This window comes from Mycobacterium sp. ITM-2016-00316 (assembly GCF_002968335.2).
In the GTDB taxonomy this organism is placed as follows: Bacteria; Actinomycetota; Actinomycetes; order Mycobacteriales; family Mycobacteriaceae; genus Mycobacterium.
In genome coordinates, this window is sequence record NZ_CP134398.1 from 258,153 (window position 1) to 278,360 (window position 20,208).

The following is a 20,208-nucleotide window of genomic DNA, read 5'->3' on the forward strand; positions in this document are numbered from 1 at the left end:
TTGCGCACGCTTCCAGTGTGCCGAGCCGAGAAAGACAAGGACCCCCGGGATCGCCGGGGGTCCTTGGTCTTCGGGGAACTCGGAGACTCAGAAAGCTGCTTCGTCCAGTTCCATCACTTCGTTGTCGATCGCCTCGAGCACCGTGCGGGTGCTGGTCAGCAGCGGCAGGAAGTTCTTGGCGAAGAACGACGCGGCGCCGATCTTGCCCTCGTAGAACGCCTTGTCCGCGCCGGTGGCACCGGCGTCGAGCTTCTCGATCGCCACGGCGGCCTGCTGCTGCAGGAGCCAGCCGATGACCAGGTCGCCGACGCTCATCAGGAAGCGCACCGAACCCAGGCCCACCTTGTAGATGGCGGCCGGATCCTCCTGCGAGGCCATCAGGTAGCCGGTCAGGGTGGCGGCCATGCCCTGCACGTCCTCCAGGGCGGTCGCCAGCAGTGCACGCTCGGCCTTCAGGCGGCCATTGCCGGTCGCGTTCTTCACGAAGTTGTCGATCTCACCGGACAGGTAGGCCAGCGCCTGGCCCTTGTCGCGGATGATCTTGCGGAAGAAGAAGTCCTGCGCCTGGATGGCGGTGGTGCCCTCGTACAGCGAGTCGATCTTGGCGTCGCGGATGTACTGCTCGACCGGGTAGTCCTGCAGGAAGCCCGATCCGCCGAAGGTCTGCAGGCTCTCGGTGAGCTTGGCGTAGGCGGTCTCCGAGCCGAAGCCCTTGACCACCGGCAGCAGCAGGTCGTTGATGCGGACCGCCATGTCGGCGTCGACACCGTGCAGCGCCTGGGCGACCTCGTCGTCCTGGAAGGTGGCGGTGTACATGTACAGCGCGCGCATGCCCTCGGCGTAGGACTTCTGGGTCATCAGCGAGCGACGCACGTCCGGGTGATGGGTGATGGTCACCCGCGGTGCGGTCTTGTCGGTCATCTGGGTCAGATCGGCACCCTGGACGCGGTCCTTGGCGTACTCGAGCGCGTTCAGGTAGCCGGTCGACAGCGTGGCGATGGCCTTGGTGCCCACCATCATCCGGGCCTGCTCGATGACGTCGAACATCTGGGCGATGCCGTTGTGCACCTCGCCGACGAGCCAGCCGACGGCGGGCTTGTCGTGCTGGCCGAAGGACAGCTCACAGGTGGCCGAAACCTTCAGGCCCATCTTGTGTTCGACGTTGGTGACGTAGACGCCGTTGCGCTCGCCGATCTCACCGGTCTCGAAGTCGAAGTGGAACTTCGGCACGAAGAACAGCGACAGACCCTTGGTGCCCGGGCCTGCGCCCTCGGGGCGGGCCAGCACCAGGTGCGCAATGTTGGGGAAGAGGTCGTCGGCGTCGGCGGAGGTGATGAAGCGCTTCACACCGTCGATGTGCCAGGTACCGTCCTCCTGCTTGACGGCCTTGGTGCGGCCGGCGCCCACATCGGAGCCCGCATCGGGTTCGGTGAGCACCATGGTGGCGCCCCAGTTGTTCTCCGAGGCGATGGCCGCCCACTTCTTCTGCTCTTCGGTGCCGTTGTGCGCGAAGATCTGCGCGAAACCGGCTCCGCCGCCGTACATCCAGACGGCCGGGTTGGCGCCCAGGATGTGCTCGTTGAGCGCCCACAGCAGTGCCTTGGGGGCGGGCATGCCGCCGAGGTCCTCGTCGAGGGCAACCTTGTTCCAGCCGCCGTCGATGGTGGCGTTGACCGACTTCTTGAACGACTCGGGCAGCGTGACGGTGTGCGTCGCGGGATCGAAGACCGGCGGGTTGCGGTCACCGTCGGCGAACGACGCGGCGATCGGGCCCTCGGCCAGACGCGCCATCTCGTTGATCATCTCGCGGGCGGTGTCGGCGTCCAGGTCGGCGAAGCTGCCCGCGCCGAGTGCCTTGTCGAGACCGAGCACATCGAACAAGGCGAATACCTGGTCACGAACGTTGCTCTTGTAGTGACTCACAGTGTCTCCTCAATGAGATTGGGTCTAAGCAGTTGGTACTTGTGGCGGTTGGGTACTTGCGTCTGGACTGCACTAAGTTACCCACCAGTAACTGCTGTGAACTATACCGCCGAGTAACCTCCGCGCAAAGCGGTCGGGAGCAAATTTTCGGCGACCGCCCAACCCGGTGGTTGATCGGGCGTTGTATCGTGCCCGAAAATACCCGCTGATCTGCATATCTCGCTCGAATGTGATGCTGGCCACGATGGCTGCGGCGTGCCATCTAGAGTGAGGCGGATGAGGCGTGTGGTGGTATGGGGAACCGGCAACATGGGTGCGACCGCGATCCGGTCGACGGTGGCCTTTCCCGGGTTGAGCCTGACCGGATTGATCACCTCGTCGGCGGAGAAGACCGGCCGTGACGCCGCCTCCTTCGCAGGTCTGGACGCCGAGACCGGAGTCCGGGCGGTCAGCGATCCCGCCGACGTGGACGCCGCGCTCTCCGACGGAGACGCCGTCGCCTATATGGCCTCCGGTGACATCCGGCCCGACGAGGCCATCGCCGATATCGAACGCGCGCTGCGCGCCGGTGCGCACGTGGTGACCCCGTCGTTGTACTCGCTCTACGACCCGCGCTCGGCACCACCGGAATGGGTGCAGCGCCTCACCGATGCCGCCCACGCCGGCGGCGCGAGTCTGCTGGTGTCCGGCGTCGACCCCGGCTGGGGCAATGACGCCCTGGCGGTGACCGCAGCCAGCCTGTGCACCCGCATCAAGACGATCACCTGTCAGGAGATCTTCGACTACTCCACCTACAACCAGCCGTTCGCGGTCAAAGTGTCGTGCGGGTTCGGGGGTGCCATGGACGAGACACCGATGATGCTGCTGCCGTCCATCCCGACGATGGTGTGGGGTGGCAACGTCCGCCTGATCGGGCGCGGCCTCGGCCTCGAGATCGACGAGATCACCGAGGAGGTCGAGCGGCTACCGCTGGAGCAGACCGTCGACACGGTGATGGGACCGTTCGAGAAGGGCACCCAGGGCGCGTTCTTCCTCAAGGTGATCGGCTGGTCCGCCGGCACACAGCGCGTCATCATCGAGCACATCACCCGCATCCACCCGACCTGCGCCCCGGACTGGCCGCAGCCCGACGAGGGAGTCGGTGATCACCGCGTCATCGTCGACGGCGATCCACAGCTCACCATCACCACCCGCGCCGACGTGCCCGGCGGCACCCGCGCCGACGGCGGGAACACCACCGCCGCCAACCGGCTGCTCGGTGCCATCGAGTGGCTGGCCACCCAGCCCGCCGGGATCTACGACGGGCTGGATGTGCCGCTGCGTTCGGCGCTGCCCACCGAGGTGGAAGCGACGCGCTGGGCCTAGCCTTCGGTCTTCGGCTCCGCGGCCGGCTCGGGCTCAGCCGCCGGTGATTCGGCATCGGGCAGCTGCGAGACCAGGTGCTCGGCGAGTTCGCCGATGGTCGGATAGTCGAACACCGCCGTCGGGCTGATATCGAACTTGCCACCGAACTGGCCGAACAACCTGTTGCGGAGTTCGACAGCCATCAGCGAGTCCGTGCCGAGGTCCAGGAACCGGCTCGTCGCCGCTGGCGGCTGCGCCAGCCGCAGGAAGCCCTGCACCTCGCGCTGCAGGAACTCGGTGATGAAACCGGCCCGCGCCGCCACCGGCAGCTCCTGCAGTTGGCGGAGCAACTCGCTGTCCCCGCCGGATGAAGCGTCCCCGCTGGGCAGCACCTGATCCAGCAGCGGCGGACGGATACCGCCCAGCATCTTGGCGGTCCGCTGCCAGTTGGCCTTGAGCACCGTGGCCTGTGCCGTGCCGTGCCGGACGACCTCGCCGAGCGCGGCCAGCGCCGCCGACGGCTCCAGCGGCATCATGCCCTGGGCGCTGAGGTTGGCCATCGCCGCCTGCGAGCTGGCCATGCCGCCGCTGCCCCACGGACCGAAGTTGACCGCGGTCGCCGGCAACCCCTGCGCCCTGCGTTGCGCGACGAGCCCGTCGAGCAGGGCGTTCGCGGTCGCGTAGTTGGCCTGAGACGGTGAGCCCAACACGGCCGACGCCGACGAGTAGACGATGAAGAAATCCAGCTCGTCGGTTCTGGTCAGCTGATGCAGGTAGTGCGCGCCATAGGCCTTGGGCCCCAACGCCGCCTGGAAACGCTCCAGGCTCTGCTGCGGCAGCAGTGCATCGTCGAGCACGCCCGCCAGATGAACCAGACCCGCCAGCGGCGGCAGCTCGGCCCGGATCTTGTCCAGCAGCGTGGCCACCGCCGCCACCTCGCCGACGTCGGCGGAGAAGACGTGGATCCGGCAGTGGTAGCGCTCGGTGATGGCGTCGATGGCCTGCTGGGCCTCGGCATCGGGAGCGCGACGGCTGGTGAGCACGATGTCGCCGGCGCCGAGCTGAGCCAGGTAGGCCGCCGTGTGCAGACCCAGCGCACCCAGACCACCGGTCACCAGGTAGCTCCGATCACTGTGCGGCTGCAGCGGTTTCGGCATCTGCACCACGATCTTGCCGATATGGCGGGCCTGCTGCATGCGCCTGAACGCGGTCCTGGCCTCGGTCAGCGGATAGACCTCGGCGGGCACCGGTGTCCACTCGCCACTGGCCAGCCCGTCGGACACCTCGGACATCAGGCGCTGGATGTGGTCGGGATCGCTCATCATCGTCACGTCCAGTGCGACGATCTCGTAGTCGATATCGGGACGCACCGCGGCCATCTGCGCGGTGGTCCAGATATCGCGCTTGGCGATCTCGGCGAACCGACCACCCTGCGCTGTCGCCCGCACCGTCGCCTCGATGAAGCCCTCATTGGTCAGGCTGTTGAGCACCACGTCCACACCCGCACCGTCGGTGTCGGCGAGAATCTGATCCGCGAAATCGGTGCTGCGTGAGTCGTATACGTATTCCACGCCCATCGCGCGCAGCGTGGCCCGCTTGTAGGTGCTGGCCGTGGCGAAGACGGTCGCGCCGTGGTGGCGTGCCATCTGCACCGCAGCCAACCCGACACCGCCACTGGCGGCGTGGATGAGCACCTTGTCGCCCGGTCGCAACTTAGCCCAGTCGAAGGCCAGCCGGACCGTCAGCGCCGCCGCGGGGATGGTCGCGGCATCGACCGCGCTGATCCCGTCCGGTACCGCGGCCAGCAACTGCGCGGGCACGTTGAGCCGACTGGCGAAAGCGCCCTGCATGGAACCGAAGACCCGTTGGCCGACCTCGAAGCCGGTGACCTCCGAGCCGATCTCGGTGACGACACCACAGAGGTCGCCGCCGATCGGGCCGGGGTCGCCGGGGTACAGGCCGAGCACGTTGAGCACGTCACGGAAGTTGAGGCCGGCGGCCTCGATCCGCACCTGGACCTCATTGGGCTCCGGTGGGGTCACCTCCGCCTCGGTCAGCCGCAGGTTGTCGATGGCACCACGCTCGGTGGGAGCCAGCGCGTAGTCATCCGACCGGGGCATCGGCAGATGACCGGTACGGGCCCAGTGCAGCAACCGCGACACCAGGAAACGCCCTTGCCGCACCGCCATTTCGGGCTCGGTGACCGGTGTGCCGAGTGCGTCGGGCAGCCAGCTCAGCGGCTCTCCGGGACCCGCCACGTCCAGCAGCCGGCAGCGCAGGGTCGGCTGTTCGGCGATCAGGGTACGCCCGAAACCCCACAGCGCGGCCTGCACCGGGTCGACCGGTTCACCCGGTTCGGTGGCCACCGCACCTTCGGTGATGATCCACAGCCCGCCGGGCAGATTGCTCACCTGGCCGGCCAGCGCGCTCTGGGTGGCGGCGAGCAGGGCCGAGACCTCGGACTCCAACCGCTCCGCGAGGTCGGCGGTGGGCTCATCGGTGATTTTGCCCGTCGCTCCGCTCGCCCCAGCACCGGCGTGCCCCGAACTGCGCCAGACGATCCCGCTGACCGGGGTGCCGCGGTCGGTGGCGGCGGCGAACGCCTGCTTCCAGGCGTCCGGGTCGGCGGGTTGCTCGACGCGCACAGCGTGCGGGACGGCACCGGCCAGGGCGTCGTCACCGGCGATCAGCCAGGTGCCGCTCGCGATCTTGGCGGCCTCGTCTCCGGCCTCGGCGGCGTTGCCCGGCGCGGCACCCTCGTGCCAGCCGACGGTGTACAGCAACCGGGTGGAGTCACCGCCGAGCCCGCGCAGCAACGCCTCCCGCGGCGCGCGCTTCACGGTGAACTCACGGATCCCGCCCAGCACCCGGCCGTCGCGGTGCACGAAATCGAGGTCGAAAACCAGGGTTTCGCTGTTGAGAGGGCCCTCGTGCCAGCGTGCCCGGCAGTAGAACCGGTTCGGCATCTTCTCCAGCAGTTGCACCCGCCCGTACCGCAGCGGCAGGAACAGGTCGTGCATGCCCTGTTCGGCGGCCAGCACCGCCGGGAAGGCCGGGAAGGCCACACCGGTGCACAGATCGAGCAGGACGGGGTGGATCGGTTCGCTGCCCAGATGCTCGGCGAGTTCGGCGCCGACGGACACATCGCCGATCGCCTCACCGTCGCCGACCCACAGCGACTTCAGTGATGTCGACCAGGTGGGTCCCCACGCGAGTTCCAGATCGTTGAAGATCTCGAAGAGCTCCTGCGGACGGGTGCGGTTCATGTGCTCGACCGCTTCGTCCGGGCTGAGGGTCGGGGCGTCCTCGGACGGCGCATCGGTATCGGCACCCGAACCGAGCGTGCCGTCCGCATTCAGCGACCACTCGGCCTCGCGCACCCCGTAGGGCCGGCTGTGCACCTGGAACTTCCAGCCGTCATCCTGCGGGTGCAGCGTCAGCTGCACCTCGCGAGAGGCCTTGTCGGGCAGGATGATCGGCTCGTAGAAGTAGACGTCCTTGACGTGCGCCGGTGCTTCCGCGGCGGCCAGGGCCATCGCGGCGTAGGTCGCACCTGGCACCACCACGGTGCCGTAGATGACGTGATGCGCCAGCCACGGCTGCGTCTTGACCGACAGCACATTGCTGTAGACGGTGTCGCCGGAGGCCAGATCCTTGGCGCTGCCCAGGAGCCCGGATGTCGAGATCCCACCGGAACCCATGCCGACCACGGATGTCTTGGGCCAGTAGCGGCGGCGCTGGAACGGGTAGGTGGGCAGTTCGAGTCGATGCTGCTCGCCGTGATGCTTGGCGGCGAAATCGGGCCGGTGACCGCAGATGTACGCGGTGGCCAGTGCCTCGGTGATCTGGCGCTGCGCGTTGGCGCCCTTGCGTAGCGACACGATGGTCCGCGGCGTGGCCGAGGACTCGGGCCAGCTCTGCAGTGCGGCGGCGGTGAGGATCGGCTGCGGCCCGATCTCCATCAGCACCGAGCACCCCAGCGCCGCCACGGTGCGCACGCTCTCGGTGAACTGCACCGGCTGGCGCGAGTGCCGGCGCCAGTACTGGGCGTTGATCGGCGTCTCGGCCGTCAGCACCGCCCCGGTCCGGTTGCATACCAGCGGCCGGGTCGGCACGGCGTAGTCGAATTGACCCGCGAAGGACTCGAATTCGTCGAGCACCGGATCCAGCAGCTCGGAGTGGAACGCGTGGCTGGTCTCCAGCCAGGTGCAGCGGGCGCCGTCGGCACTGCAGTTGGCGACGATCTGTTCGAGATCTTCGCCGGGGCCGGACAGCACGGTGTTACGGCCGTTGTAGGCGCCGACCGACACCCGGCCGAACGCCTCGGCGGCGCCCTCGACGTACTCGGGGTCGGCGAACACCGCCACCATCCGCCCGCCCGCGGGCAGGCTGCCGAACAGCCGCCCGCGCTCGGCGATCAGCCGTGCGCCGTCCTCCAGGCTGAAGACGCCGGCCACGCAGGCAGCCGCGTACTGGCCGACGCTGTGGCCCAGCACCACGTCGGGCTCGATACCCCAGGACTGCCACAGCCGGGCCAGGCCCATCTCGACGGCGAAGATCGCCGGCTGGGCGAACGAGGTGTGGCGCAGCGTTTCGGTGGCCTCCCGGCCGGTGTCGAAGATCGCGTCCAGCAGCGGACGGGGCAGCATGCCGTCGACGGCCTGCGCGCACTGACGCACGGTATCGGCGAAAACCGGCTCCGAGTCGAACAATTCGCGGGCCATCCCCGGGTACTGGCTGCCCTGTCCGGGGAAGAACCAGGCCGTGGTCGGCGGGTCGGTGCATTCGCCGCGAACCACGCCCGGGCGCAGCCGGTTGGCCACCAGGTCGTCGAGCAGCATCTTGGCTTCCGCAACGGTGTTCGCGACCACTGCCGCGCGGTGCTCGAAGTGCGAGCGCCCCGCTCCGGCGGTGAACGCCACATCGGCGACCGAGGCCTCCGGGTGGGCGTCCAGCCAGCCGGAGTACCGCTGTGCCAGCGCCACCAGTCCCTGCGCCGAACGCGCGGACAGCGGCAGCACGCTCAGCGGTTCCCGCGCGGGCGTGGCGGTGCCGTCCGCGGGCTCGGCCGGTGACTCGTCGGTGGATTGTGCCGAAAGTGCTTCGGGCGCTTCTTCGATCAGAACGTGGGCGTTGGTGCCGGTGAACCCGAAGGCGCTGACACCGGCGCGGCGTGGACGGCCGTCGGCGTGCCACGGGGTGGGCTTGTCCACGACCTGCACCGGCAGGCTGTCCCACGGGATGTGCGGTGACGGGTTGTGGAAGTGCAGGGTCTGCGGCAGCAGGTCGTGCTGCAGCGACAGTACGACCTTGACCAGGCCGGCGACACCGGCAGCCGACTCGAGGTGGCCGACATTGGTTTTCGCCGTACCGATCAGCAGCGGCCGGCTCGGGTCCCGGCCCGCGCCGTACACGGCCGCGGCCGCCTGCACCTCGATCGGATCGCCCAGCGGGGTGCCCGTGCCGTGCGCTTCGAGGTAGTCGACGTCATCGCCGGACAGGCCGGCCCTGGCCAGCGCTGAGCTGATGAGCCGTTGCTGGGCACCACCGTTGGGCACCGTCAGGCCGCTGGAGGCACCGTCCTGGTTGACCGCGCTGCTGCGGATGACCGCGCTGATCCGGTCGCCGTCGCGCTGGGCGTCGGACAGGCGCTTGAGCACCAGCACGCCGCAACCCTCGCTGCGGACGTAGCCGTCGGCGGCGGCGTCGAACGTCTTGCACCGGCCATCCGGGGACAGCATCCGGGCCCGCGAGGCCGCGACCACCGACGCCGGGCTCAGCAGGACGTTCACCCCACCGGCGATGGCCATATCGCAGTCGCCGGAATGCAGGGCCTGGGCGGCCTGGTGCACGGCGACCAGCGAGGAGCTGCACGCGGTGTCGACCGCCATCGCGGGGCCCTCGAGTCCGAGGGTGAAAGAGACCCGGCCGGCAATCGCGTTGAGGGCGTTGCCGGTGATGAAGTGCGGCTGCAGGTTCTCCAGCGAGTCGTTGGACAGCAGGTGTGAGTACTCGTTGGCGCCGACGCCGACGAACACGCCGGTGCGGCTGCCGCGCAGGGACGCAGCGGAGTAGCCGGCCCGCTCCAGGCCCTCCCATGACAGTTCGAGCATGAGGCGCTGCTGCGGGTCGATCCAGACCGCTTCACGCGGGGAGATGCCGAAGAACTCCGGATCGAATCCGTCGACGCTCTCCAGATATCCGCCGCTTCGGGTGTAGATCTTGCCCGGCATCTGCTGATCCGGGTCGTAGAACTCGTCGACGTCGAAGCGGTCCTCGGGGATCTCCCGGATGGCATCCACGCCTCCGGCGAGCAGATCCCAGTAGGCCTCCGGATCGGGAGAGCCCGGGAAACGGCAGGCGACGGCGATGATGGCGATCGGCTCATCGGCCGCGGCGGTGGTCAGCGAGACCGGCTGTGCAGCAGCCCTCTTGGCGCCGCGCTCGTTGAGCTTCAGCACATCGCCGAGCAGGTAGTCCGCCATATCGGTCAGCCGGGGGTGGTCCATCGCCAGGGTCGCGGGCAGTTCGGCACCGACGGACTGCTCCAGCCGCCGTCGTAATTCGACGGCCATCAGCGAATCCAGGCCCAGGTCGAAAAGACCGGTCTCTTCCCGGATCTCGGCGGCGTCGATCTGGGTCACCTCGGCGACCGCGTCGCGCAGTTCCTCCAGCACGAGCTTCTTGCGCTGCTGCACCGGAGCGGAGATGAGGCGTTCGACGAGTCGGGTTGTGCCCGCGGATCCCGCCGGTGCGGAGGCCGATTCGGGAACCTCGCCGGCCACCTCGGCGAGCAGTGCACGCTGCCCGGCCTGCAGATAGATGGGCAGGAAACGGGCCCAGTCGATCCGGGCCACCACACCTTGATTGCCGGAGCCGACCATCACATCGGCCATTCCGGCCAGGGCGTCGGCCGGCGACAACGTGCGGACACCGCGCTTGTCCAACTGGGCGCGGGCTTCGCCGTCGGCCATACCCGCCGACCACGGCCCGAAGTTGACGCTGAATCCGGGTACGCCCTGCTCGCGCAACCGCCAGGTCAACCCGTCGAGGAAGGCGTTGGCCGCGCTGTAGGCGCTCTGGCCGTAGCTGCCCCACACCGAGGAGATCGAGGACGTGGACAGGAAGAAGTCCAATTTCAGATCGGTGATGGCCTCACTGAGATACCAGGCACCCCAGACCTTTCCGGAGAACACCCGATCCAGTTCGGCGGGATCCAGGCTGCTCAACGGGGTGGTGCTGTTCTCACCGGCGGCATGCACGATGCCGGCCAGCGGTGGCAGTTCGGCGGCGATGGTGGCCATCAGATGCGCGATGTCGTGCGGATTGGCGACATCGGAGGCGACGGCCCGAACCTCGCAGCCGTACTGCTGGCGCAGCGCGTCCATGCGTTGCTCCGCGGCGCTGCTGGGGACCCGACGGCTGGTCAGTACCAGGTGGCGGGCGCCGTGCGCGGCCAGGTAGCCCGCGATCTCCAGTCCGAGTGAGCCCAGACCACCGGTGACCAGATACGTGGCGTCGGAGCGTAGTTCGAGGGTCGTGGGATTCGGCTGCCCGGTGCGCCTGCTGAGTCGGGGCACATGGACGACCTGCCCGCGCAGCGCGATCTGGTCCTCACCCGTTGCGGCGCCGACGATCTGGCTGATCAGCCGCGACCACTCCTCGGCGATCCCGGAAACGTCGGCCAGGCCGCCCCATATCTGGGGGTACTCCAGGGCAGCTGCGCGGCAGAAGCCCCACAGGCTGCTCTGCTCAGGTGCCACCGGGTCGGTGTCGAGCACCCGTTGTGCGCCGCGGGTGACGACCCAGATCGGGGCGCGCAGATCGGCCGCCGCGGCGGCGCGGAACAGTCGCTGGGTGCCGTCCAGGACCCGATGCTGCATCCGCAGCAATGAGCGCATCGACGGAGCGGTCTCCTTTTCCAGCGCCGCGGCATGCAGGATGCGCAGGGTGGGTTCGTCTTCCACCGCGGCGCGCAGATCCGCGGACAGGCGTTCCTCGTCGGCATCGGATGCCGGCAGGCGCAACGTCCGGTACCGGTGGCCCTGTGCGGTCAGCGCGTCGAGGACCGGCGCCACGGTGTCGGCATCATCGCCGATGACCAGCCAGGCGCAGCCCTCACCGGTCGGCGCGGCGGATGCCGGTGCGGATACCAGCCAGCGGATCTCGTACCGGGCGTCCGCGATGGACTGGGCGTCGCGCTGCCGATTATGTTGGGCAGCAAGCTTGTTGAGAACATCAGCGGTGGTCAGGCTGGTGCCCGAAGTGTCGAGCAGTGCCGCGAGTTCCTCGATGCGGCCGTCCTGAGAAACCTGACCGTATCGGTGCGGACGGCGTCGTTCTTGGCCGGCTGCGTCTGCTTGTCGCGGAACCAGTACTGCCGGTGCTCGAACGGGTAGGTGGGCAGGTCCAGCTTGCGCGCCGGGCGTGCCAGCAGTGCGGCGAAGTCGGGCAGGTGCCCGGCGACGTAGGTGTTGGCCACCGCCTCGGTGATATGGCGGTGATCAGAACCGTTGCGCCGCATCGAGGCAACGGCGCGCGGAGCGCTGGTCGGATCGGGCCAGGCGCGCATCGCGGCAGCGGTCAGCACCGGCTGCGGGCCGACCTCAAGCAGCATCGCGCAGCCCAGATCGGACAACGTGGCCACACTCTTGGCGAACTCGACGGGCTGGCGGGCGTGGCGGCGCCAGTAGGCGCCGTCCAGTTTGGCGGTGCGGCCCAGGGCAGCCCCGGTCCGATTGCAGACCAGGATCCGTTGCGGAGCCGCGAAGGTGAACGTGTCCGCATAGGTCTCGAACGCATCGAGCGCGGGATCGAGCAGTGCTGAGTGGAAGGCGTGGCTGGTGTCCAGGAAGTCGCAGCGCACACCGTCGGCGGTCAGTCCGGCCACCGCGCGTTCCAGGTCACCGCCGGGGCCCGAGAGCACGGTGTTGGCGCCGTTGTAGGCGGCCACCGACAGGCTGGGGTACTCGTCGGTGAGCCGCTCGACCCGCTCTGGGGCGGCGAAGATCGCGGCCATCCGCCCGCCGGCGGGCAGATCGCCGAAGAGGCGGCCGCGCTCGGCCAGCAACCGGGCGCCGTCCTCGAGGCTGAACACCCCGGCGACACAGGCCGCCGAGTACTGGCCCACGCTGTGACCGAGCACCACATCCGGTTCGTATCCCCACGACTGCCACAGCTGGGCCAGGCCCATTTCGATGGCGTAGATCGCCGGCTGGGTGTGGCGGGTCTGGCGCAGCGCCTCATCCCCGTCGGCCGAGTCGTAGATGACCTCCAGCAACGGCCTTTCCAGCATCCCGGCGACGGCGTCGGCGCATCGCCGCACGGTCTCGGCGAACACCGGCTCGGTCTCGAACAGCTCCCGAGCCATTCCCGCGTACTGGCTGCCCTGCCCGGGGAACAACCATGCGGTCTTGGGTGCGTCGGCGCAATGCCCGCGCACCAGGCCTGGCGCGGGGCGGTCGTCGGCGAGCGCGCCGAGCAGTTCGCGCGCGGACTCGATCGAGTTCACCACCAGCGCGGCACGGTGTTCGAGGTGGGCACGCCCGTCGCCCGCGGTCAGGCACACGTCGGCCAGGTCGGCGTCCGGGTGCTCGGTCAGCCAGCTGCGGTACAGCTCGGCGGTCTGCACCAGGGCGGCCGGGGTGCGCGCGGACAGCGGCAGCACCATGAAACGCCGGGTGTCGGCCGTGTCATCGGAGGCGGCCGGCGCCACGGCCGGTGCTTCTTCGAGGATGACGTGCGCGTTGGTTCCGGAGAATCCGAACGAACTGACACCGGCGACGCGGGGTCGTTCCGTGCGCTCCCAGGCGGTGGATTCCTCCACCACGCGGACCGGGATGCGGTCCCACGGGATGTGCGGTGACGGATTGCGGAAGTTCAGGTGCTTGGGCAGCTCCTGGTGCTCGAGTGCGAGGACGACCTTGAGCACACCGGCGACACCGGCGGCGGCCTCCAGATGGCCGATGTTCGTCTTGGCCGATCCGATGAGCAGCGGCTGATCGGCTGCGCGGCCCTTGCCCAGGACGGCGGCGGCGGCCTGCACCTCGATGGGATCTCCCAGCGAGGTTCCGGTGCCGTGCGCTTCGAGATAGTCGATATCGCCGGCGTTCAGACCGGCGCGTTCCAGCGCCTCGGTGATGACCCGCTGCTGGGCGACACCGTTGGGCACCGTCAGCCCGCCCGAGGCGCCGTCCTGGTTGACCGCGCTGCCGCGGATGACCGCCCGGATACGGTCCCCGTCGCGCACCGCGTCCTCGAGACGCTTGATGACGACGACACCGCAACCCTCGCCGCGGACGTAGCCGTCGGCCGCGGCATCGAAGGTCTTGCACTTGCCGTCCGGGGCGAGCATCCGGGACTGCGAGAACGTGATCATGGTGGCCGGGCTCAGCAGCACGTTCGCGCCACCGGCCAGGGCGAGATCGCATTCCCCGAGTTGCAGGGCCTGGCAGGCCTGGTGGATGGCGACCAGCGAGGAACTGCACGCCGTGTCGACGGTGACCGCGGGCCCGTGCAGCCCCAGCCGGTAGCTGATCCGGCCCGCGCCGGCCGCACCCGAGGTTCCGATGGCCAGGTAGGCCTCGATCTCGGGGTAGGTCAGCTCCGAGGACGCCATGCCCAGGTAGTCATGGGTGGACAAGCCGACGAAGACACCGGTCTGGGTGTTCGCCAAAGCCGTTGGTGCGGTGCCGGAATGCTCCACAGCGCGCCAGGAGGTCTCCAGCAGTAGCCGGTGCTGGGGGTCCATGAGCCTTGCCTCGCGGGCAGACACACCGAAGAACGGCGCGTCGAACCCGGTGGCGTCGTCGACGAAGCCGGCCCGGCGGGTGACGATCTTGCCGGGCGCGGAGGCATCCTGGTTGAAGAACTCCTCGACGTCCCACCGGTCCTGGGGGATCTCCGAGACCGCGTCGCGGCCGTCGTGCAGCACATCCCAGTACTGGTCGGCGTCGGCGGCGCCGGGCAGGCGCGCGGCGTAGCCGATGATGGCGAAACGGGTCGGCTCCTGCCCGGCCTCGCGGCCCGAGCGTTCTACGGACGACCGGGTATGGTCGGTTGCTGCCATCAGGTGTACTCCCCGCGTCGATCCGATGAACTGCCGATGATGAGATTTCGGTGCCATCGGTAAAGGCCGCGCACAGTCTGTTGGACGGCCACGGCCCGCTATCTGCCGACAGCAACGGCCGGTACCTTACTCGCCGGTCAGTATTGCATGTAGGTTGCTACCGCACGCGGTTTCATATCTGCCGCTGAGCCCGATGGTGGCCCGGCGCTCCCCGTGCCGACAGCCGCTATCGTGAAGTCGCCGTCGGTGTTGCCGGACCGCCGCCGCTGGAGACCCGGGAGGGAAAGCTTGCAAATCGGGAAGATCACGATCGGCACGATCGATGACTGGAAGCCGGCCCCCGGTGTGGTGACCTCCTGGCACCCCACGACCGAGTCGATGGACAAGGCCCGGCAGGCCCCGGTCAGTGCCGTCCCGGTCAGCTACATGCAGGGCCAGCACATCCGTGGGGTCTATGAGCAGGACGCCAAAGGTCTGGACTATTCACGGCAGATCATCGCGACCTGTGAAGTGCCTGGCACCTGCGATATCTCGGCGATGAATCACGCGCTCAACCACTATCTGCGCCGGCATGACACCTACCGCAGCTGGTTCGAATACGACGGTTCCGGTGAGATCGTCCGGCGCAGCATCGTCGACCCCGCCGATATCGAATTCGAACCCGTCAACCACGGCGAGATCACCGCCGTGGACGCGCGCAAACACATTGTCGACATACCCACACCGTTGGAGTGGGGCTGTTTCTCCTTCGGAATCGTGCAGAGCGAAGACCATTTCGATTTCTACGCCGCCATCGACCATGTGCACGGCGATGCGGCGCTGATCGGGATCACCATGCTCGAGGCGCACGGTATGTACACGTCGTTGCTTTCCACCGGCCAGCCGATGGCGCTGCCGGACGCCGGTCGATTCGACGATTTCTGCGTTCAGGAACGCGAGAACACGGCAGGACTGACGGTGGATTCCCCGGAGGTCCGGGCCTGGATCGAGTTCGCCGAGAACAACAACGGCAGCATGCCCGAATTTCCGCTGCCGCTGGGCAATCCGCTAGAGCCGACGGTTGCCGACATGGTCGGGGAGTTGCTGCTCGACGCGGACCAGACCGCCAGGTTCGAGGCGGCCTGCACGGCGGCCGGCACCCGTTTCGTCGGCGGCCTTTACGCTTGCACCGCCATGGTCGAGCACGAGTTGACCGGCGCGGCAACCTATTACGGACTCACTCCGCGTGACACCCGGCGCACATCGGACAATTTCATGACCCAGGGCTGGTTCACCGGCCTGGTCCCGATCACCGTGCCGATCGCGGCGACGACCTTCGCCGAGGCCGCATGGTCGGCGCAGACCTCCTTCGATTCGGGCCTGAACCTGGCGAGGGTCCCGTATTACCGGGTGCTGGAATTGGCGCCGTGGCTGGACAAACCGGGACCCAACTTTCCGGTGTCGAACTTCCTGCACGGTGGCGCCGCACCATTGAATGCGGTGCTCGCGGCAGCCGAAATGGGCTATTCGAACAATATCGGTATCTATTCCGACGGCCGGTTCTCCTACCAGCTCACCATTTACGTCTTCCGGTACGAGGCCGGTACGGCAATGGCGGTGATGTTCCCGGACAACGAGGTGGCCCATAAGTCGGTCGCCCGCTATATCGCCACCATGAAATCCGTGATCGAGCAGGTCGCCGACAGCGGGGACTGGGGCCGTTTTGCCTGAGCGGTGGGATCTGCCGGTGAGTAGGTCCGGGTCGGTATCTCCAGGGGGTGTGTGTTGCGACGGCTAGCCGATTTCGTCGTGCGCTGGCCCCTGGCCGTGATCGGGATCTGGATCGCGCTGGCGGTGGCGCTGCCGCTGGCGGTGCCCAGCCTCAACGAGATGGCCCAGAAGCACCCGCTCTCGATGTTGCCGGCGGATGCGCCGTCCAGCGTCGCGGCCCGGCAGATGGAGGAGGCGTTCCAGGAACCGGGCACCGACGACCTGCTGCTGGTCGTACTCACCGACGAGGACGGGCTGGGCCCCGAGCACGAGGCCACCTACGCCAAGCTGGTGGACGCCCTGCGCGACGACCAGCAGAACGTCGTCATGTTGCAGGAGTTCATCGGGACACCCGCCCTGCGTTCCACCGTGACCAGTGCGGACAACAAGTCCTGGGTGCTGCCGGTCGGCCTGGCCGGCGCGCTGGGCACGCCGCAGTCCTACACGTCGTTCAATCAGGTCTCCGAGCTCATCGAGCGGACGACCGCCGGCGGCCCACTGGAGGTCCACCTCGCCGGTCCGGCCGCCACCGTCGCCGACCTCACCGTCGCCGGGGAGAAGGACCGGCTGCCGATCGAGCTCGCGATCGCGGTGCTGGTGCTGCTGGTGTTGCTGGTGGTGTACCGCAACCCGGTGACCATGCTGTTGCCGCTGGCCGGTATCGGGATGTCGCTGGTGATCGCGCAGTCGACGGTCGCCGCGCTGTCCGAGTTCACCGGCCTCGGGGTCTCCAACCAGGCGATGATCCTGCTCAGCGCGATCATCTTCGGCGCGGGAACCGACTATGCCGTCTTCCTGATCAGCCGTTACCACGATTACGTGCGGATGGGCGAGGACAACCACGACGCGGTCCGCAAGGCGCTGGGGTCGGTGGGCAAGGTGATCACCGCCTCGGCGGCCACCGTCGGCGTCACCTTCCTGGGCATCAGTTTCGCCAAGATGGGCGTGTTCTCCACCGTCGGGGTGTCGTCGGCGGTCGGCGTCGGTGTCGCCTACCTGGCCGCGATGACGCTGCTGCCCGCCCTGCTGGCCGTCGTCGGGCCGCGTGGCTGGATCAAACCCCGCAAGGACGTGACCACCCGGCTGTGGCGACGCTCGGGCGTGCGCATCGTCCGCCGGCCGTGGGCGCATCTGGTGGGCAGCCTGCTGGTGCTGTTCCTACTGGCCGGTCTCGCCGGTTTCGCGACGTTCAACTACGACGACCGCAAGGCGGTCGCGGCTTCGGAACCCAGCTCGCTGGGATATGCGGCGCTGGAGAAGCACTTCGACATCAACCAGTCCATCCCGTCCTACGTGCTGATCAGGTCGGCGAAGGATCTACGCAATCCGGAGGCGCTCGCCGACCTGGAGCAGCTGGCCGAGCGGATCACCCAACTGCCCGACATCCAGATGGTCAGCGGAATCACCCGGCCGCTGGGGTCGGTGCCGCCCGAGTTCCGGGCCACCTACCAGGCCGGCATCGTCGGGACCCGGCTGGCCGACGGCGCGAAGATGATCACTGACGGCACCGCCGATATGAACCGGTTGTCCTCGGGTGCCAACACGCTGGCCGGCGGCCTGTCCGATGTGCGCGGCCAGGTCACCGATATCGCCGACAGCCTGCAGCAGATGGTTGACGCGTTCGCCGCGCTGCGCGGCCAGTACGGCGGCGACAAGCTGGTCAAAAACGTCGACGTGGCGGCCAAACTGGTGGCCGCGATCAACCGGCTCGGCAACTCCATGGGCGTGAACCTGATGGCGACCAGGGACATGTTCGCCTGGGTCCCGCCGGTGCTGACGGCCCTGCACGGCAACGTGGTCTGCGATCTGGACCCCTCCTGCAGCCAGACCCGCATCCATCTGTCCCGGCTCGCCGCGGCCCGCAATGACGGCACCCTCGCCGAGATCGAGGATCTGGCCGGGCAGCTGGAGTCGCTGCAGGACCGCCAGTCCCTCAACGCGGCACTGCAGCAGGTCGGCACCGCGTTCACCCGGCTCACCAAGGCGATGCAGGCGATGGGACTGGGCAGCCCGGCCGGCGCCGAGGCGACGCTGGCCCAGCTCCAGCAGGGCGCCGAACGCTCGGCCAGCGGCAGTCGGCAGGTGGCCGACGGGGTGGATCAGATCGTCGAGCAGATCAAGGTGATGCGCACCGGGCTCGACCAGGCCGCGGCCTTCCTGCTGACCATGGCCGAGAACGCCGGCTCGCCGGCCATGGCCGGGTTCAACATCCCGCCCGAGATCCTGCAGTTGGAGGATTTCAAGGCGGCCACCAAGGCCTACGTCTCACCGGACGGGCACTCGGCGCGCTATCTGGTGTTCACCAAACTCGATCCGTTCGGCCCGGCCGCGATGGATCAGGTGGGCGCCATCGAGGACGCCGCGCGCAGCGCCTTGCCGAACACCGAGCTGGCGGATGCCTCGGTGTCGATGGGTGGGTATCCGGTGGCGCTGGCCGACACCCGCGACTACTACGAGAACGACATCCGGTTCATCGTCATCGTGACCATTATCGTGGTCCTGCTGATCTTGATGGCACTGCTGCGGGCGGTCATCGCGCCGCTGTATCTGGTGGGTTCGGTGGTGATCTCGTACTTCGCCGCGCTCGGACTCGGTGTGCTGCTGTTCCAGGTGATCCTCGACCAGCAGTTGCACTGGTCGGTGCCGCCACTGGCGTTCGTGGTGCTCGTCGCCGTCGGTGCGGACTACAACCTGCTGCTCGTCTCGCGGATGCGCGACGAGGCCCCGCTGGGCAGGTTCGGCATCATCCGGACGCTGAGCTCGACCGGCGGTGTCATCACCGCGGCGGGCCTGATCTTCGCCGCCTCCATGTGGGGCCTGCTGTTCTCCAGCATCGGTACTGTGGTGCAGGGCGGGTTCGTCATCGGCATCGGCATCTTGCTGGACACCTTCCTGGTCCGGACCGTCACCGTGCCCGCCATGGCTACGCTGGTCGGAAAGGCGAACTGGTGGCCGTCTCGACCCACAGCGCGAGGGAGCAGCAGAGCATGAGGAAGCTACTCGCGGCGGCCACCGCGCTACTGACCATCGGCGCCTCCGGCCCGTTGGGTGTCGGTATCGCCGCCGCCGACGAACCGCCGCCCGGCCCGGCCGTCCCCGGCCCGGCAGGTCCCGGCGCTGCCCGCATGATCGAGGGCCGCGGCTACGCCCTCGGCGGCGCGCACGTGCTCGGGATCCCGTACGACGAATACATCATGCGCACCGGCGCCGAATGGTTCCCGGACCTGAACCGGCAGATCGTCGACTACCCCGCGGGCCAGGTCCAGGGCCACACGCTGGAGCGGCTGTTCCCGGGTATCGGACGCCTCGACGACAACTTCCCGGGCCTCGGCATCGACGGCCCCAGCTACGGCGAGTCCATCGACGTCGGCGGGCCCAATCTGCTGGCCGCCATCAAGTCCGGCGGCCCGGGTATGGCCATCGGCCTGTCCGAGGGCGCGTCGGTTCTCGATGACGTGAAGGCGCGGCTGGCCAACGATCCGACAGCCCCGCCGCCGGATCAGCTGAGCTTTGCGACCTACGGGAACCCGGTCGGCAAGCACGCCTTCGGTGAGAGCTTTCTGAGCCAGAACTTCCCCGTCGGCAGCGTGGTGCCCTCGCTCGACTACCGGATGCCCGCGCCGGTGGAGAGCCAGTACGACACGCATCTGTTCGTCTCCGCCTACGACAGCATCGCGGACTGGCCGCAGCGTTCGGACAACTGGATCTCGGTCGCCAATGCGATTGTCGGGCTGGCGACCGGCCACACCGCGGTCGCGTTCACCAACCCGAGCATGGTGCCGCCGCAGAACATCCGGACGACGGTCAACTCCCGGGGTGCGCGGACGACGACGTACATGATCCCCGAGGAGCACCTGCCGCTGGTGCTGCCGTTCAAGTACCTCGGGGTGGATCAGAAGACCCTCATCGACCTCGACAACGTGCTCAAACCCTATGTGGACGCCGGTTATACGCGCAACGACGATCCCTTGACGGCGCCCATCACGGTGGACCCGGTGAACGGCTACGACCCCGCCGAGGTCACCGCCCCGGCCACCCAGGCCGCCTTCGGTGGCGGTGCGGATCCGGTGTCGCAGTTGATGGCCGGCCTGCAGTACGTGCTGAACAACCCGCCCACCTAGCGG

The 20,208-nt window shown here is 68.4% G+C and carries 5 protein-coding genes and 1 pseudogene; 4 read left to right on the forward strand and 2 right to left on the reverse strand.

From position 1 onward, the window contains the following. Positions 1-87: 87 nt before the first annotated feature. On the reverse strand, positions 88-1,923 hold the full coding sequence (locus C6A86_RS01195) for an acyl-CoA dehydrogenase (RefSeq protein ID WP_105365982.1): 1,836 nt from the start codon (positions 1,921-1,923) through the stop codon (positions 88-90). 276 nt (positions 1,924-2,199) lie between these two features. On the opposite strand from C6A86_RS01195, the gene C6A86_RS01200 reads away from it, so the two are divergent. Continuing rightward, complete coding sequence (locus C6A86_RS01200) at positions 2,200-3,288, forward strand: dihydrodipicolinate reductase (protein ID WP_105365981.1); 1,089 nt, start codon at positions 2,200-2,202, stop codon at positions 3,286-3,288. Here C6A86_RS01200 and C6A86_RS01205 read toward each other — a convergent pair. Next, a pseudogene (locus C6A86_RS01205) lies at positions 3,285-14,335 on the reverse strand (type I polyketide synthase). The gene C6A86_RS01200 and the pseudogene C6A86_RS01205 overlap by 4 nt on opposite strands. Before the next feature lie 288 nt (positions 14,336-14,623). On the opposite strand from C6A86_RS01205, the gene C6A86_RS01210 reads away from it, so the two are divergent. Genes C6A86_RS01210 through pe form a run of 3 tightly spaced genes read left to right on the forward strand, consistent with a single transcriptional unit; the run spans position 14,624 to position 20,205 of the window. Further along, positions 14,624-16,045 carry a condensation domain-containing protein gene (locus C6A86_RS01210; RefSeq protein WP_105365979.1) on the forward strand — a complete coding sequence of 474 codons (1,422 nt, stop codon included), beginning with the start codon at positions 14,624-14,626 and terminating at the stop codon, positions 16,043-16,045. A gap of 54 nt (positions 16,046-16,099) precedes the next feature. Further along, positions 16,100-19,075, forward strand: coding sequence for an RND family transporter (locus C6A86_RS01215; RefSeq protein ID WP_105365999.1), 2,976 nt, complete (start codon positions 16,100-16,102; stop codon positions 19,073-19,075). Then, positions 19,072-20,205 carry an acyltransferase PE gene (pe, locus tag C6A86_RS01220; RefSeq protein WP_105365978.1) on the forward strand — a complete coding sequence of 378 codons (1,134 nt, stop codon included), beginning with the start codon at positions 19,072-19,074 and terminating at the stop codon, positions 20,203-20,205. Before C6A86_RS01215 ends, pe begins: the two co-directional genes overlap by 4 nt. Positions 20,206-20,208: the final 3 nt, after the last annotated feature.

Bases quoted from the DNA above. Each gene is read 5' to 3' on its own strand.
- C6A86_RS01200 (WP_105365981.1), top strand. From the start codon at position 2,200: ATGAGGCGTGTGGTGGTATGGGGAACCGGCAACATGGGTGCGACCGCG.
- pe (WP_105365978.1), top strand. From the start codon at position 19,072: ATGAGGAAGCTACTCGCGGCGGCCACCGCGCTACTGACCATCGGCGCC.